Below are 15,865 nucleotides of genomic sequence, written 5' to 3' on the forward strand. Positions count from 1 at the left end.
AATTCTCCCCAAATTATGTATATTTGTGTATGAGGAGGGATTAGATGCAAAGAGTTATTCACCTAATAATCATTTCGTTGGTTGGAATATATTTCGTGTATGGTTTGTCTAGTATATTTTTAAACACCCAAGGAAATACAGCTGCGGACTTTATAATTTTAGCTATTTTATTAGTACTAGTTGCTCTATTTGAGGGATTTTTAATTCAACTTTATAGAAGAAAATATAGTGCTAAAGCTATAAAAGCACGCAAAGAAAGAGAAGCTAATAGAAAGAGAGAACAATTCGATGCAGAGAGTAAAGTACTTGGTTCAAGAGCTCGACAACAACTATTCAATGCAGATTTATGTATTAAAGTAAAACATACAGCTGGTTTACCAATTGCTGAAGGTGCTGAAACCTTTGTTTACAGATGCACAGATAAGGTCATTTTTGAGAGGGGTCAAGACACAATCGAGTTAGATATAAATAAAGTTACCGATATTCTAATAAAAACAGATGTTGAGATTCAAAAAAGCTGGGTAAGTAATGCTGGAAGAGCTATAGCGGGGGATAATATTTTTGGTTCGTTAGGTGCTATAATTGGAGGACTAGAAAAAGAAAAAACAAGTACTGTCATAGAAAAGTATTTAATTTTTGCTTATGAAAAGAATGGTGGGCAAAAATATATATCTTTTGAAGTCACTAAAGAACCTAATGCAAACTTATTTAATTCAAATTATTACAATCTCTCCCATAACGAAAGAAGATTTACGAGTCTATAGAGTGCCAAATTGGTGCTCTTTTTTGTATTTGAAATTAGTTTTGAATAGTATAGAAAAGAATTGTAAATGCGGCTACAGAACAACAAAAACCAAGACAGCTACATGCCGTCTTGGTCTATTTTCATTTCTAATAATACTTGTTTTCGTTCTAAAATCAATTCCATAATCTCATCTAAATCTTCTTCTAAAGCATAATTTTTTATAAAGCTGCGCGCGCTTGATCGTGCACTAATGTATTTTGCTCCCTCCTTATTCTTCTCTTGCCAACGATTATTAACTTCGGTCTGGGAATTCCCCTCCATCTTAACCCTTCCACAGTTAAGATTCAGTTTTGATTTTAGAGGCTCCGGGCACTCGAAAGAGATACACCAAACCTTAAAGTAGTGTTTTCGGATGTGGGACATTAACATCCTGAAACCTATAAATATATTGATTATCTTGAAAAAGAGCTAGGGCCTGTTACAAGAATTAAGCCTGACTATAGCCAATGGTGAAAAGAAGTTGTATCAGAAAAGATTATCAAGCAAGCGTTAGAAGTACTGCATCCAACAGGTAATCCATTTTTATGTATGTGGAAAGGTCGTTTCCCTTCAACAATGGCAAGGTTTTGTACAGTTGAACTAAAAGTTAGACCGATGTTTGACCAAATATATGTACCAATCTTTGAGGCTGGCGACAAAGTAATAAGTTGGCAAGGAATTAGGGCGAATGAAAGTTTGAGACGATCTCTAAAATGGATGAGACAGAGGAAACGCCAGAAGGTTACACAATCTATCGGCCAATACTCAATTGGGATGTATATGACGTTTTTTAGCAGCATGATAAGCACGGTATTGAGCCAAATCCACTGTAAAAACAAGGTATGGGGCGAGTTGGTTGTATGCCATGTATCAATAGTAAAAAAGAAGAACTGTACGAAATTGCTAGACGATTCCCTGAAGAAATTGAGAGGGTGGCTGCTGGGGAGAGATTGTTTCAAAAGCACCTAAGCGTGGATTTGCAACTTTCTTTCAAGTGATGACAGAGGACATGGAATCCATGATGTAGTTGAATGGTCAAAACGACTTATGGCGGAGTACAATGCGACCTTTTGAAACTGATGGAGGAAGTTCCGATGTGTTCAAGCCAATATGGTTTGTGTGGAATAGGAGGGCAAACATGAACGTACTCACATTTGAAATACCAGGAGTCATACAACCGCAAGAACGACCTCGATTTAGTAGAAGTGGTAAAAATGTTGTCACACATGACTCACCAAAGAGTAAGGACTTTGTAAAGCTCGTAGCATGGCAAAATAAGCCGTCTGAATTGATTACAGGGCCGATTAAACTACAAGCTTAATTGATCTAATGCCACCGAAGAAATACCATACAGGACCCAAAAGAGCTCTAATAGCTAGAGGTGAATTACGACCTACAACGAAACCCGAAGCGGATAACCTGATTAAGGACAAAAAGGATGGGATGAGTAAAATCATCTGGCATGATGACGCACAAATCGTTGAAATTAAATGTTCGTAGGTTTTATTCGGAGCAGCCTAGAGCTGAGGTGACGATAGAATGGCACCAAAAATAGAGAGTCGATACATCTGCTACTTGAAATGGCAGGGAATATTGGGTGAAGAGCTGGTGGGTTGCTAGGGAAGAGGAAAGTGGTTAGTTGAAAGATAAAGCTACCTCGAATAGACCGTACTGTATTTCGGTAATCGAGGTAGGTTTAGCATGGAAAAAGTATAGCTTTGTTATAGAAGTAGAGGTGTTAAAATGACTTAAATTATTGCATATACATTAACTAAGAAAGTGCCATTAGGTCCATCCGGATTAGCGATATAAAGTGATGTTTGAGAATTTACTTCAGTTCTATTTCCACTCATTACATTGCTATAAATTACAGGATCTGTACCAGCACAAACATCTTGCATTACATTAAAAGTATAATCGTCACCATCTTCAATTTCCCATTTAAGTGACTTGGTGTTTTCAGGAAGTACTAAAGTACTAAAATTCCCACTTGATCGATTTTTTTGGCCAGTAAGTGGAACATCTTGCGATTTTACTCGAGCAATTAATTTTTTTTCCATTTTATAATCCTCCATTTCACAATTTTATTAATTGAAATTTGCGTAAACGCTAACTAAAAATTGTTCTGAAGCTCCAGTAGGGTTAGCTATATAAAGTGAGTTTTCACTTTCATAACCTGCTGTTGATGAACCATTTTTTAAACCCTTAAAAAGGACAGGGTCGATATCGGCACAAAGATCCTGCATTACATCAAAAGTAATGTCATTTAAAGCATTCCCATCTGCATCTTGAACTTCCCATGTGAATGACTCAGTTTCAAGAGAAGGAATTAATAGGGTATTAAAATTCCCACTCGAACGATGATTTTGACCCTTAAGCTTATTTTTCTCAGATAAAACAGAAGCAAGTAAATCTTTCATTTTTTATTCTCCTTTGCTATGTGATTAGGTGTTACGCCAACTATTGTTGGTGTATTTTTAAAATAAATGCGTGTAAATAAGATGAAGAAATTTAAATTTGTGTAAAAATTAGTTAATTATCTAGATATATGATTAAGATGGAAAATATAAAAAAGCTGCAGCGTTTGCAGACGCTACAGCTCGAATTGGTTTATGCCCTTCTAGGCTAGTCAGATAAGTCATTATACCACAACTTAGGAGGGGCAACCTATGTTAAAAGAAAGAACACTAACGATTACACCAGATGCTTTAGATTCAATGTTGATTTTCATCATAAGAGTTTATTAAACTACATCCTTTCTTCGTGGTTAATTTTTTTGGAAGTGATTTTATTATTGGGTATTTATGCTAAAATTTATATAGCATTAATGTAACAATAAAGGAGAGGGTTGTATGTGGCATCTGGGGTTAACAAACAACAATAAAACATATAGTTTAGCAAGACAAAGGTTCTCGAGTGATATAGATATAATGTATCTTACAGACAATAGTGAACATGAAACATACTATTTAATATCGCCTCATTTTAGTGACTTGCCAGAAGAAGATTATGAAAAAGCATACTACAAGGCACTGTCTTTTGTTCGTTTAATAAATGGGTGTTTACTTTTAACGGGTGATTACTTACTGCAAGCGGATAATTATTTGACTAATTTTGATGATTCATATACTGCTTTACGTAGGGGAAAAGAGGTATATGGCAGAAGTCTTATCGAATATGAGCAGATTGTAAATCCGTTCGAAAATATACAAATAGCGGATTTGGAAAGCAACTCATACCTAGCTAACTGTTTAACTATGGTTAAACATAATCAAAAAGTTAGAAGAGTAATTGGCCTATTATATCTGTATCACAGAGACAATTTATATCTTTTAGTAAATGCCTATAAAATCTATGAAATTATTCTTGCTGATTTAAGTATTCAGAGAAATGCAAAGGAATATAAAAAAATTCGTACTACCTTATCAAAAGAGATTTTGCCTTTTTTGGATTATTTTATCTTAGGAGATTTTACTCACTATGCAAACACTACAGCAAGTTCTGATGGAACAGAGGTGACTGGTATATTCTCGCGTCACGGAGAATCTGAAAAAGTTTATAATAAAAATCCTATAGATCTAAAGGAGCTTGATTTCAATTTGAGAAATTTAATCAACAGTTGGTTAAGTATAAAAATAGAAAATCAAATTGGTAAAGTCCTTAAGGTAGAATATCAAAGAAGTGATATTTTTGATATATAAGTTAACTTCATATAGTTTTTGGGGGTAAAAAAATTCTACAAAAGCCATTCATTTTGAGTGGTTTTTTATTTTGTCTTTATTCTCGCAGACGCTATAAAGAACGAGAACAAATAAACTTTCCAACAGTTTAGGGATTCATGAGAGTAACTAAATTGGTCAAGGAGGAAAACATGGCACGCAATCTATTCAATCTTAAAACTTTATTACCTTTAGATATTCAAATGCTTGCAGACGGTGGCGAAGGAACTCCCCCAACGGAAAACCCACCATCAGGAGATGACATAAACGGTCAAGAGTCTACATTGACACTTAAATCGGTTCAAACTTTCCTGAACGAAAATGCGGAAGGTAAGAGCTATTTACAGTCCTTTGCAGACACTCGTGTGACAGAAGCAATCAAAACCTATGAAACTAAAACACTTCCATAGAAACTGGAAGAAGAGATTTCTAAACGCTATCCACCTGAATTGGAGGAAGCAAAACTGGATTTCATCGTATCGCCGCTGGATTACGGACAATTTAAAAGGCACGACACATAGAGATCCATATTTGTATTTAGCGAGTATGGAGATTACAGAGGAACAATTCAAACTACATATAAAGAACGGTTTAGAGGAAGTAAAAGAGACACAAGAAGCAAAAGTAATGCTTAATGATGCTAAGACTAACCCTGCTGTGATTACAAATGGTAGGACGCATGTACAAGTACGTGAGCTTGCAGATTTGCTAGGATTGAAGATCGTTTATAACAACGAAAGCAAGATAACAAAATTGTATGAAGTAAAATAATTGTAAAGCCCAGGTACTCAATTTTGAGCCTGGGCTTAATGTGTCCAATTTACAGTAAACTTTTAAAGTTTAGACTTTGAACAATTTTATTGCTTTTTTAATTAATTTCGTTAATTATGCGATTTATCCAATTAGTAACTAACAGATCTCTCTCTTCGAAAGTTATATTACTTTGCATCTTTAGACAGTGTAAATCTTTTTGTAGTTTTGGCAACTTTTCTCTTAAAGTAAAATTATTTTCAGATTCCTCGTCTATAAAAATTAATTTTTGGTCATTCACTAATGTTTGGTATACTCGGCCAGTATACTCTAGGTCATCAATATAAACATTAACATGCCCTCTAACCTTAGGGTGAACATAAACATGATTTCCTTTAAGTTTAGAGAGTGAATACATGAAAGCCTCTAATCTCATTTTATTAATATTAAATTTGTGGCCGTAATAGAGCTGTTTGTGTTTCTTTGGGTTAATATCAAATACCTCATATCTAACACAAATATCTGTTTCCTTAGGTCGTTTCTTATTAGTCCAATGAGAAAAAGGTAACAGCCGTTCTTTTACTAAATAATCAATATTACTATGATCTAAATCACACCCATAGCTTAATATAAAAACTTCTTCATGTTCATTCACTTAATCGGAGTCCCCCACGCAGGTAAGCTAGTATGTCTTAAAAGTGTTTGTTCATGATGATATTCAAAACCATCATATTTAAGGTGGTAGTGCCAGTTGGTTACAGTTTTATTTTGTTCAAGGCCTACATGTCCTCTCATGATAGAATTACCATTTTTTCCGTAAATTTCAAAAACATGGTCGCCTTGTCTAATTCCATTTGCCCCAGAACCTTCTGGTCCTACGAATTTAGAATAGCCATGTTTATCAATTTCTTTTTCAGCTGCAGCTATCCATTTATCCTCAATTTTATCTTTTACTTCCTTACCAATCTCTTTTTTTATTTTATCACCCATTTTCTTTTTAAGTGCATCTTTAATCAATACTCTAATTAATACATTTGCTAAACGGGGTTGAATGTTATCATTGTTAGTTACATTCTGTGAAACAGCAAAGGCATTTAAAGTTACCGATGGATAATTAATATCATAAAAATATTTTAGTAATGCAATATTTTGATCTTCAAGACCATATGAATTAAGGACAGTAATATCAGCATTTTCAAGAAATAAACTGCTATTTTCAGAAATACTTGATAATACACATCTAAGTATGCTAGAGCCTCAAGATCCAGGGTTGTGTATTTATCACATTCCTGAATACGGTTTTCTTCAGGTTCCTGATAATGAGAGAGAAAGGGAGTCTCGTTATAAATTAATTTTTGTATTAGATGCAGGTGATAAAAATCATCTGGTTGCAACAGCATGTGGTCCTGCACTATGTCTAATAGTAAAAATGGAACAAATTAATGAATTCGTAAACAGTTTAAAATCCGAGGTAAATAGTCTTTGAGTTTATAAAGAAATGACTGGTGTTCATAATTTGATTATACATAAAGCCTTAGGCTCAATATTATTAATTGAGGGCCAGGGCTTTTTTATTTCCACAAATTAATACTTGCCAAAATACAAACAATCGTTCTTATTGAGAGGATGGAGTTGTATGTTGAATCCTGAACAACGGCGACTATTTCATAAATTTTTAATACTGGAAATGGCAGTTCAATCATTGCAACGTGACTTCTCTGTAATTGAAAATTTGAAAATGAGTAAAGTTTTTTTACCGATCCTCAATAAGTTATTAAAGGACATAACACATGATTATTATGATTCAAAAAGATTAATGGTAAAAGACAAAATAAGATTAGTAAAAGTAGAAAAGATAGACGAGTATTTTAGTGATGTGGATAGAGCCAAGGTTGTATTGCAAAGTTCAATATTTGGAGAAAACAAATACTGGGTCACTACGAATTGTATCCTTTAAAGGATTTAATTTTGGTAAAATTCCAGAAGCAATAAACTAATAACCAGGCGCTTGGATGAGTGCCTGGTTTTAATCATTTACATCAAATTTTTCTCGTTTAAAAAATAGGTATCATTTTTGATTTCCAGCACCTGCCCAGTATCTTTTATTTTTAAATTTTTGTACCCCAGTGTACCCCAATTGAGTGGGGTACAACGGGTGAAAACGGAAACTAACATTTATTACCAAATATTTTTCTGATTCTAATTTCTAATTTTTGTAAAAATGAATTTATTAACTTTTTCTAATCAATAGAGCAAAAACCCCACCAAACCAATACTTTTACGCTATAATGTAGGACGAGGTGAAGAAAATGTTTGTGAGTGAAAAACAGATTGAGATTCGATATGCAGAGACAGACCAAATGGGCGTTGTCTACCATGCCAACTATATCATTTGGATGGAGATTGGGCGTACGCAGCTTGTAAGTGATGTGGGCTTTAAGTATGCGGCGTTAGAAGAAGATGGTTATGTATCACCGGTTATGGATTTATCGATTTCCTATAAGGCTGCGATGCACTACGGACAGGTGGCAACGGTTCGTACTTGGGTAGAAAAGCATGACCGCTTACGAACAACCTATGGCTATGAAATTTTACATGAGGATGGTACAGTGGCGGCCACTGCACAGTCTGTACATATTTTAGCACGTAAGGATACATTGCGTCCGGTATCTTTAAGTAAGGTGGATCCTGCTTGGGATGCAAAATATAAAGAAATTGCCGTTGTGGCAAAATAGGAGAGAGCCTAAATGGAAATGTTTTTAGCGTTAGGTGCGATTTTGGCCTGCCTTGGTGTTATTTTAGGTGCATTTGGGGCACATGCTTTAAAGGATAAGTTTGCATCGCCCCATTATGCAGCTATTTGGGAAACAGCAGTTCAATATCAGATGTACCATGCATTAGGGATTATCGGCTTAGGTATTCTTTCAAATGAGACGCTTCTAGGAAGTTCTAGTCTGCTTTCATGGGCGGTATATCTAATGTTTACTGGGATTGTTTTCTTTTCTGGTAGCCTGTATGTCCTTGCCGTGACAGGTGTGAAAAAACTAGGCGCGATTACGCCCATAGGTGGAATGTTATTTATTATCGCTTGGGTACTTGTAGCAATTGCGGCATTCTCTTAAAAGAAAACGAGACAGTTCTCATAGGAGCTGCTCGTTTTTTTATGTGCGAATAAAGAAAAGTGAAACAATTTGTCTGATTATGCGTATTACATATTGTTTATAGATGATAAAATAAGCTAAATATCAATGTGAAGGTGGGAAATCAAATGGGTTTATTAAAAGCGGGAATTGGCGCGTTATCTGGCGTTTTAGAGGATCAATGGCGTGAATATTTCTATTGTGAGGCATTATCGGCGGATGTGCTTGTGACAAAAGGTGTGAAGCGCACGTCCAAACGAGGGTCCAATAAAGGGAATGACAATATAATTAGTAATGGTTCTATTATTGCGATAAACGAAGGGCAGTGTATGATGGTCGTTGAGCAGGGGAAAGTCGTAGAGTTTTCTTCGGAATCAGGCGAGTATGTTTATGATACGTCAACTGAACCTTCAATCATGTATGGCTCAGACCTGTCTCAGGGGATTATGGAGACCTTTAAGCAAATTGGCAAACGTTTTACATTTGGAGGAGAACCTGCGAAAGATCAGCGAGTTTACTATTTTAATAAGAAAGAAATAGTGGGGAATAAATACGGAACACCTGCACCTGTCCCTTTCCGTGTGATTGATCGCAATATTGGTTTAGATATTGATATTGCTATTCGTTGTCATGGCGAATATTCATATAAAATTATAGATCCACTACTATTCTATACAAATGTTTGTGGCAATGTAGAGCGTGAATATACAAGGGCTGCTATTGATAGCCAGTTGAAGTCAGAATTAATGACAGCTCTACAACCGGCGTTCGCACAGATTTCTGCTAGCGGCGTTCGCTATAGTGAAATACCTGCCCATACTGCTGCATTAGCAGAGGCTCTTAACAAAGTATTATCGGAGAAATGGCTTGCAACACGCGGATTAGCTGTTGTGTCTTTTGGTATTAGTACACTAAAAGCATCAGAAGAAGATGAGGCTATGATTAAGCAACTTCAACGCAGTGCTGTAATGCGTGACCCTGGAATGGCTGCGGCTCATTTAACAGGGGCACAGGCAGAAGCGATGATTGCAGCTGCCAACAATGAGGCGGGTGCAATGACAGGATTTATGGGCATGAACATGGCGGCACAAGCAGGTGGTATTAATGCTAGTCAGCTTTATCAAATGAATGAACAAAATAAGCAAGCACAAATGGCTCAAGCGGATAGGCAAAATCAATCAGCAAAAGAAGATAATTCATGGACATGTACATGTGGTCATGAAAATACTGGGAAGTTCTGTTCCAATTGTGGGACGGCAAAACCGGTTGAAGAAGGTTGGTCATGTGCATGTGGAGCGGTGAATAAAGGGAAGTTCTGCAGTGAATGTGGGACAAAAAAACCTACAGGAGCGTTATTATACGCATGTGATAAATGTGGATGGACACCAGTAGACCCTGCAAATCCACCTAAGTTCTGCCCTGAATGTGGCGATGTGTTTGATGAAAATGACGTGAAGTAAGGAGAGGATGATTCATGTCAACGCAAGAAGTTGAGAATGTCAAACAAGTAAAGCTTGATTTTGATGCAGAATGTCCATCATGCAGCGCAACAATTGAATTTAATCCTGCCACAGGTAAGCTAGCTTGCCCATATTGTGGCTTTGAGACAGAAATTGCAACTCCTGAGCAAGAGGAAGAAAAAGTTGCTCGAGAAATGGACTTTTTAACAGCCGAGGAACGTGGCAATTTCAATTGGGGTGTAGAGAAAAAAACAGTCATCTGTGAAGCCTGTGCCGCGGAAACGATATACGATGCGTTGCAAGTGGCCGACAGTTGTCCTTACTGTGGTTCCCATCAGGTCATGGAAGCGAGTGCTGAAAACACACTAGCACCAAATGGTGTATGTGCTTTTGAAGTAACGGATAAGCAAGCTGGGGAACATTTTCAAAAGTGGATAAAAGGTAGATGGTTTACACCGAAAGCCGCCAAAAATAGTGCTAGGCCTGATGCCTTTAAAGGGGTCTATCTTCCATACTGGACGTTTGATACGAAAACAAGCTCCAGATATTCTGCCCGATATGGACGACATCGCACCGTTACAGATAAAGATGGGAAAACACATACGGAAACAGATTGGTATTCCACAAGCGGCTTTTATCAGGAATTTATCGACGATCATTTAATAAGTGCAACTACTCGCTATGATCAGAATATGATGCGAAAAATCGAGCCTTTTAATCTTTTAAACAATAAGGCTTATAAACCAGAGTATGTATCTGGCTTTTTATCTGAACGATATAGCATCGGCTTACAGGATGGCTGGAATCAAGCCAAAAGGGATATCCATGATCATCTTCATGCGCAAATCACTTCAAAAATTCGTTGGGAAAATAGCGCGGATGTAGTATCGAATTTACGTTTTTCGACCAATCATGATGATATTACATACAAATATTTAATGTTACCGATTTGGTTATCCTCTTTCCGTTATAAAGAGAAAATTTATCGCTTTATGGTCAATGGGCAAACGGGTCGAGTGGGTGGAGATGCTCCTATATCACCACTTCGTGTAACGATAGCTGTTATCTTATCATTAATGGTAATAGCAATCATTTGGTATTTCTTCATGTCTGAATAATGACGAGCAGTATTCCATCAGGGGCGTAATTGACCATTTGGAATACTGCTTTTTTCATAAAATTGTCCATCCATGCTGGGTAAATGACTACTTTATGAATTATTATCATCTATTATCCCAACCACTAGTGACACTCGTAGCATAAATTAATATGAATAGGGAAAATGAGCGAACAGCCATGAACCAATAACATGTTCATGAGAACAAAAGCATAACATGACAAGATGGCGTAAAAAATAACCTTTTCTGTTAATAAGTCGTCGGAAATGATGGGAAATTATGAGTATGACACCTAAGTTGATCTGAAAATTTCTATTAGATAAGCTATAAATGTTAAGAAGTGAAGTTGCGATTTTACAATAAACAACTTATTATACAGTCAGAGAGCATTTTTTAAGCTATTTATAGACTATATATTGTTATTTTTGAATAACAAATAAAAGGTTATTCATAATGGAGGTTTCGAAGATGGACGCAATTGAAGTGTTAACGAATTTAGATCAAATACATGGGTATTATCAGCCGATATTTAGCGCAGATGCGCATACGGTGATAGCCTACGAAATTTCCGGACATCTACAAATTGAAGGTCAGCAAATTAATTTAAAGGATTTTGTCAATAATGAGGACATTCCAGAAGAATACCGAATAGATATGGAACATAAAATTTTGCATGCAGCACTCGCCCAAATTGATGAAATTGCATCTGATATTGATATTTACATTCCAAGTAACCCTAATTTATTGATGCAGGATTTTGGTGAGAGTCATTTTAATATCATCCAACAATATATTGGAGAAGAAGATTTACACAGAATCGTGTTTGTCGTATCTGAGCATCGATTTTTAGGCGATATTAATAAATTGCACCATGCACTGCGGTATTTTACGACATTTGGGGTAAAAATCGCTGTCCAAGAGGTCGGAGCTGAAAGTCATTTAGAGCATATTGCATTATTGGCCCCCCATATTTTAAAAGTCAACACACGTGATTTAAATTATGATTCTTGGTCTGCTCAATCCGATATGATTTCTGCTATTGGCAGTCTTGCTTATAAAATAGGTGCCAATCTTTTATTCGAAGATATTGAAACGGTTTATCAGCTACAATTTGCTTGGAAAAACGGAGGACGCTATTATCAAGGTCCTTATTTAGCCAACCCTGCTAGAAATCTTGTCGATAAAGATGTATTAAAGGAACGATTTAAAAAAGAATGCCAGCAATTTATTACGTCTGAAAAGAAAATGCTAGAGGCGCAATTTTTGCAGCTAAAGAAATTAAGAGAAGAGTTGGAGGCTATTGTTCACCGTGTGAAACCAACGAGTGATAATGCCTCACAATTAGAGCATTTAGCTGAATTACTGGATAACTATTCTTTTAGACTATACATTTGTAATGAGGATGGTTTCCAATTAACGCCTAACGTCATGCGAATAGATGGAAATTGGGAGTTGCAGCCACGTGCCATCAACAAAAATTGGAGCTGGCGCCCATACTTCTTACAAACGATCATTAAAATGCGAAACGATCAAAGTGGGGAAATCTCTGAGCTTTATCGTGATATTGAAACAGGAGAAATTACAAGAACCTTTTCAATCGCCATCAACGAACATGAATACTTGTTTGTTGACCTTTCCTATGACTATCTTTATGAGCACAGTATTTTTAGGTAAGCCTAGAAATGCTTATATAGCAAGGTTTGTGGGGTATAACTTATGATTGTACCCCAAAATGATTATTTACCATAATAGAGTTTGTACATTACCAGTTAGAAATAATATTTTGAGTCAGATGATGAAGTAGCCGAAAGGTTGCTTCTTTTTAGTTATATGTAAAAGTATTGTTTCTGCAACGATAGAGTAGTTTCATTGAATAAAGGTAGATGGTAAATTATGATAATAATAGAAATAAAGTAGGGGGATTTTTCATGTATACTGACAATAAAATAGAATTAAAATTAGTGGAATTTGATAAATATGATGTCTTAGGCTTAGTAGAACTTTCTACATCAGTTGGCTGGGATTATGATGAATATGAAGTAAGAACCGTTATGGCATCTGGAAAAATATACGGACATAAAAATACTGTGGGGAAAATTGTTTCTAGTGCTGCAATTATACCTTATGATACTAATTTAGCTTCAATAGGTATGGTTATTGTTAATGAAGATTATAGGGGCTTAGGCTTAGGCAAGAAGGCCACTCAGAAGTGTATAGACAGTGTTTCTCAAAATACCTCAATCATGTTAATTTCAACCGAGGATGGAAAACCTTTATATGAAAGATTGGGTTTTAGTACGGTTGATTCTGTACATAAATATTTAAGTGATAATTATATTCCAACTAATTTGTTTAATCATCCTCAAATTACTTTAGAAAGATACAAAGAGGAAGAAATTCATAAAATTATTGAATTAGATTCTGCTGCATTTGGAGATAAGAGGGGGGAATTGCTTCTTAATAGGATAAATCAATCAAAACAATGTTTAGTTGTTAAAAATCAAAATGGGAAGATTATTGGATTTGGATTATCTATATTAGGTCCAGAGAATCTATTAATAGGACCTATTGTAGCACCAAATTCACAAACAGCCGCTTTAATAATCGATGGGTTAGTTATTAATCATCAAGGGAAGATAAGGATTGATGTGCCATCCAGTAATGACGAGTTAATGTTGTTCTTGGAGAAAAGTGGATTTATTAAAGTTAGTAATCCTCCAATAATGATAAAGAATTCTATTAAAATGCCATATAGGAATAAAGAGTTGTTTGCTATTGCTGCACAAATTTTTGGTTAGAGATATCAATATCCTTTGTCCATGTAACGTTTGGAACTAATATAAGCGGAAAAGGTAATATGGTAAAAAAAATAAAGAAAGTGTGGACTTAGGAAAAAATTGATGATTACTTTGATTCCAAAACGGATCATTATTTAACTATTTATAATGGGATAAAATAGTATTGGATTGTCCAACTGCACCTTAAAAAAACCGAAGTTGGCAATGAATTATGATAATAGGACATCAAAGTCAAAATTAGAAATTCTGTGGGAAGATGAAAAGACTAGTGTTTGTGAAGCTAACACTTTCTACGATTCTGATAAACGGGTTAGAACTAGATGATGATAATTATGAAGAATATGATGTTGCACTAGTTAAAGATGTGTTGAATGATTTTCAAAATTGAAATGGCAACAGGTGAAAATAAACCTACACGTATTAAGATAGAGAAAACAGGAGAAGTAATTTTTGACTGATTTTCTTGCAATTATTGAAAGAAAAATGTTATTACAGGGCCCAGGCACTCAATAAATCTTGAGCCTGGGCATTTTTTCCACAAAAACGCCTGGTCTATTTGTGGTTTTTCTTAAGATAACCTATTTCATGACTATCTAATTTAGGCTCTAAAAAGCACTATATTATTTCGTTTTTATAAATTATCTCATTTACATTGTGTCTTACGGTTTTGTGACCAGCCTTCGTCCCTTTACCAATCGCTATTAGCATAACATCTAAATATCTTTCAGAAATATTTAAGGCGTCTTTTAACTTTTTAGAATCATAGCCTGACATAGTAATTGTGTCAAAGCCCGCTTCATTTGCTAACAAGATTAATGACATTGAGGCAAGACTTACATCTCTAGTTAATTCTATCTTTAAATCTTCAGTTGATTTATTTTTATAATAATTTATCGCAGCATGCGCTAGATAATCTCTTAGTGATTCGTCAAAATAACCTGCTTGAAAGCCTTCTTCATGTATCTTAATAATATTTTCTTTATCGAATGCCTGATAATCTCCCAACATAACAATTAAAGTTGAAGCTTCTATTACTTGTTGCTGATTAAAAGCTATAGGCAATATTAAATTTCTTAAGTCAGGTTCATCAATTATTAAGTAACGTGTAGCTTGGATATTATTCCCATTAGGGGATTTGCTTGCAGTCTCAACTAAAGAAGTTATAATTTCTGAACTAATTTTATAACTTGGATCATAATGTCTAACTGAACGTCTTTTTTCCAAAATATTTTTTACACTCATGATATCACTCCATAATTTTTATTATTTCTTGCAGCTTTAATTATAGTAAGCAATAATAAATAAGAAAATAACGCACAAAAAAGTGGTATAGCTACTTTTTTGTGCCTATTTAGGGAGAGAAAGCATATGGTTAAATATAATACTGGCATCAATATTTTTATGAATATTGCAGGTGGAAAATGGAAGTGTTTAATCCTCTTTTTTTTGAGCCAAAAATCTGTAAGAACAAAAGAATTTTATGAATTCATACCAGGAATTACACAAAAAGTTTTAACAGATCAATTGAAACAACTAGAAAGAGATGGGCTTGTACAACGAGAAATATTTAAAGAAGTGCCACCAAAAGTAGAGTACAGCTTGACTGATTTAGGTAAGTCATTTGTACCAGTTTTAAACACAATGTGTGAATGGGGGAATAAGTATGCATTAATGAATGGTATAGATAAAGATCAAAAAATTGATTGTCATACATTCATTGCAAACGAAGTAAAGTCGTAATTGCTAAAAATTGTATCGTTTAAAGGGTGAAATTTCTGAAGTTACAAATAAATAACCCGGTGCTCATTTAATTGAGCACTGAGTTATTTTAAGCGCTAAACTACTAATTCATACTTGAGAAAAAGGCCATGACCCGTTTCATAAATGTAATACTAAAAAAATGCAAAATAATGAAAACAGACCACCTAGAAAAGTGGTCTCAGACTGTAGACAAAAGTCATCGAGAAGTTTATTGTCGATGGCTTTTGTCATTTTTCTTTCTCTTTCATTTTCAATATCTGGTAAATCATTGCTGTATCCAACATACTCTTCGAGCATAGAGGCTCTCTTAAGCTGTCTGCCACGTCCAAGTAGCT

Annotated in this window: 22 protein-coding genes; 15 read left to right on the plus strand and 7 right to left on the minus strand. The window is 35.1% G+C overall.

Going from position 1 to position 15,865, the window contains the following annotated elements; genetic code table 11:
* Nucleotides 1-44 precede the first annotated feature (44 nt).
* Nucleotides 45-764 carry a hypothetical protein gene (locus ACP3VS_RS22875; RefSeq protein WP_197224587.1) on the plus strand — a complete coding sequence of 240 codons (720 nt, stop codon included), beginning with the start codon at nucleotides 45-47 and terminating at the stop codon, nucleotides 762-764.
* A gap of 98 nt (nucleotides 765-862) precedes the next feature.
* On the opposite strand, the gene ACP3VS_RS22880 is transcribed toward ACP3VS_RS22875, so the two are convergent.
* Complete coding sequence (locus tag ACP3VS_RS22880) at nucleotides 863-1,066, minus strand: hypothetical protein (RefSeq protein WP_012294721.1); 204 nt, start codon at nucleotides 1,064-1,066, stop codon at nucleotides 863-865.
* 856 nt (nucleotides 1,067-1,922) lie between these two features.
* Between ACP3VS_RS22880 and ACP3VS_RS22885 the strand changes: the two genes are divergently transcribed.
* Entirely contained in the window at nucleotides 1,923-2,105 is a 183-nt protein-coding gene (locus tag ACP3VS_RS22885; RefSeq protein ID WP_236249535.1) for a hypothetical protein, read from the plus strand.
* A gap of 8 nt (nucleotides 2,106-2,113) precedes the next feature.
* Entirely contained in the window at nucleotides 2,114-2,284 is a 171-nt protein-coding gene (locus ACP3VS_RS22890; RefSeq protein ID WP_281487105.1) for a RusA family crossover junction endodeoxyribonuclease, read from the plus strand.
* A gap of 248 nt (nucleotides 2,285-2,532) precedes the next feature.
* Here the strand turns inward: ACP3VS_RS22890 and ACP3VS_RS22895 are convergent, their stop codons facing one another.
* Both ACP3VS_RS22895 and ACP3VS_RS22900 read right to left on the minus strand, forming a co-directional pair.
* A complete protein-coding gene (locus ACP3VS_RS22895; protein ID WP_031417201.1) occupies nucleotides 2,533-2,844 on the minus strand; it encodes a hypothetical protein in 312 nt (103 codons plus the stop codon).
* Nucleotides 2,845-2,871: 27 nt separating this feature from the next.
* On the minus strand, nucleotides 2,872-3,204 hold the full coding sequence (locus ACP3VS_RS22900; protein ID WP_031417202.1) for a hypothetical protein: 333 nt from the start codon (nucleotides 3,202-3,204) through the stop codon (nucleotides 2,872-2,874).
* 432 nt (nucleotides 3,205-3,636) lie between these two features.
* On the opposite strand from ACP3VS_RS22900, the gene ACP3VS_RS22905 reads away from it, so the two are divergent.
* From ACP3VS_RS22905 to ACP3VS_RS22915, 3 genes are all read left to right on the plus strand, one after another.
* A complete protein-coding gene (locus tag ACP3VS_RS22905; RefSeq protein ID WP_426390100.1) occupies nucleotides 3,637-4,485 on the plus strand; it encodes a hypothetical protein in 849 nt (282 codons plus the stop codon).
* A 170-nt stretch (nucleotides 4,486-4,655) separates the two neighbouring features.
* Nucleotides 4,656-4,913 carry a hypothetical protein gene (locus ACP3VS_RS22910; RefSeq protein WP_257216294.1) on the plus strand — a complete coding sequence of 86 codons (258 nt, stop codon included), beginning with the start codon at nucleotides 4,656-4,658 and terminating at the stop codon, nucleotides 4,911-4,913.
* The gene (locus ACP3VS_RS22915; protein ID WP_426390101.1) at nucleotides 4,891-5,274 is read left to right on the plus strand and encodes a hypothetical protein; all 384 of its coding nucleotides are present in this window, start codon (nucleotides 4,891-4,893) and stop codon (nucleotides 5,272-5,274) included. The genes ACP3VS_RS22910 and ACP3VS_RS22915 overlap by 23 nt, the downstream gene beginning before the upstream one ends.
* Before the next feature lie 97 nt (nucleotides 5,275-5,371).
* Here ACP3VS_RS22915 and ACP3VS_RS22920 read toward each other — a convergent pair whose 3' ends face one another.
* A complete protein-coding gene (locus ACP3VS_RS22920; RefSeq protein ID WP_426390103.1) occupies nucleotides 5,372-5,908 on the minus strand; it encodes a hypothetical protein in 537 nt (178 codons plus the stop codon).
* A complete protein-coding gene (locus tag ACP3VS_RS22925; RefSeq protein ID WP_426390109.1) occupies nucleotides 5,905-6,501 on the minus strand; it encodes a YpjP family protein in 597 nt (198 codons plus the stop codon). The genes ACP3VS_RS22920 and ACP3VS_RS22925 overlap by 4 nt, the downstream gene beginning before the upstream one ends.
* 388 nt (nucleotides 6,502-6,889) lie before the next feature.
* Here ACP3VS_RS22925 and ACP3VS_RS22930 point away from each other — a divergent pair, with 388 nt between their 5' ends.
* The 8 genes from ACP3VS_RS22930 (at nucleotide 6,890) to ACP3VS_RS22965 (ending at nucleotide 14,157) form a co-directional block, all read left to right on the plus strand.
* Nucleotides 6,890-7,210 carry an aconitate hydratase gene (locus tag ACP3VS_RS22930; protein ID WP_426390104.1) on the plus strand — a complete coding sequence of 107 codons (321 nt, stop codon included), beginning with the start codon at nucleotides 6,890-6,892 and terminating at the stop codon, nucleotides 7,208-7,210.
* A 352-nt stretch (nucleotides 7,211-7,562) separates the two neighbouring features.
* On the plus strand, nucleotides 7,563-7,988 hold the full coding sequence (locus ACP3VS_RS22935; RefSeq protein WP_031416085.1) for an acyl-CoA thioesterase: 426 nt from the start codon (nucleotides 7,563-7,565) through the stop codon (nucleotides 7,986-7,988).
* A gap of 12 nt (nucleotides 7,989-8,000) precedes the next feature.
* Nucleotides 8,001-8,375, plus strand: coding sequence for a DUF423 domain-containing protein (locus tag ACP3VS_RS22940; RefSeq protein ID WP_197149590.1), 375 nt, complete (start codon nucleotides 8,001-8,003; stop codon nucleotides 8,373-8,375).
* Nucleotides 8,376-8,521: 146 nt separating this feature from the next.
* Nucleotides 8,522-9,853 (plus strand): SPFH domain-containing protein, encoded by a 1,332-nt coding sequence (locus ACP3VS_RS22945; protein WP_031416084.1) that lies wholly within the window; start codon nucleotides 8,522-8,524, stop codon nucleotides 9,851-9,853.
* A gap of 14 nt (nucleotides 9,854-9,867) precedes the next feature.
* Nucleotides 9,868-10,971, plus strand: a complete 1,104-nt coding sequence (locus tag ACP3VS_RS22950) for a hypothetical protein (protein WP_031416082.1) — start codon at nucleotides 9,868-9,870, stop codon at nucleotides 10,969-10,971.
* A 468-nt stretch (nucleotides 10,972-11,439) separates the two neighbouring features.
* Nucleotides 11,440-12,645 carry an EAL domain-containing protein gene (locus ACP3VS_RS22955; RefSeq protein WP_031416080.1) on the plus strand — a complete coding sequence of 402 codons (1,206 nt, stop codon included), beginning with the start codon at nucleotides 11,440-11,442 and terminating at the stop codon, nucleotides 12,643-12,645.
* Nucleotides 12,646-12,899: 254 nt separating this feature from the next.
* Nucleotides 12,900-13,769 carry a GNAT family N-acetyltransferase gene (locus tag ACP3VS_RS22960; protein ID WP_031416078.1) on the plus strand — a complete coding sequence of 290 codons (870 nt, stop codon included), beginning with the start codon at nucleotides 12,900-12,902 and terminating at the stop codon, nucleotides 13,767-13,769.
* 256 nt (nucleotides 13,770-14,025) lie between these two features.
* Nucleotides 14,026-14,157: a hypothetical protein gene (locus tag ACP3VS_RS22965; protein ID WP_268988011.1), complete on the plus strand. Its 132-nt coding sequence runs from the start codon at nucleotides 14,026-14,028 to the stop codon at nucleotides 14,155-14,157.
* 227 nt (nucleotides 14,158-14,384) lie between these two features.
* Here ACP3VS_RS22965 and ACP3VS_RS22970 read toward each other — a convergent pair whose 3' ends face one another.
* Nucleotides 14,385-15,011, minus strand: coding sequence for a nitroreductase family protein (locus tag ACP3VS_RS22970; RefSeq protein WP_031416076.1), 627 nt, complete (start codon nucleotides 15,009-15,011; stop codon nucleotides 14,385-14,387).
* A gap of 126 nt (nucleotides 15,012-15,137) precedes the next feature.
* On the opposite strand from ACP3VS_RS22970, the gene ACP3VS_RS22975 reads away from it, so the two are divergent.
* Entirely contained in the window at nucleotides 15,138-15,509 is a 372-nt protein-coding gene (locus ACP3VS_RS22975; RefSeq protein WP_031416075.1) for a winged helix-turn-helix transcriptional regulator, read from the plus strand.
* Nucleotides 15,510-15,647: 138 nt separating this feature from the next.
* Here the strand turns inward: ACP3VS_RS22975 and ACP3VS_RS22980 are convergent.
* On the minus strand, nucleotides 15,648-15,865 hold a 218-nt coding region (locus ACP3VS_RS22980), incomplete at its 5' end, for a hypothetical protein (protein WP_426390107.1).

The organism is Lysinibacillus sp. VIII_CA, from assembly GCF_049943995.1.
GTDB lineage: Bacteria > Bacillota > Bacilli > Bacillales_A > Planococcaceae > Lysinibacillus > Lysinibacillus pinottii.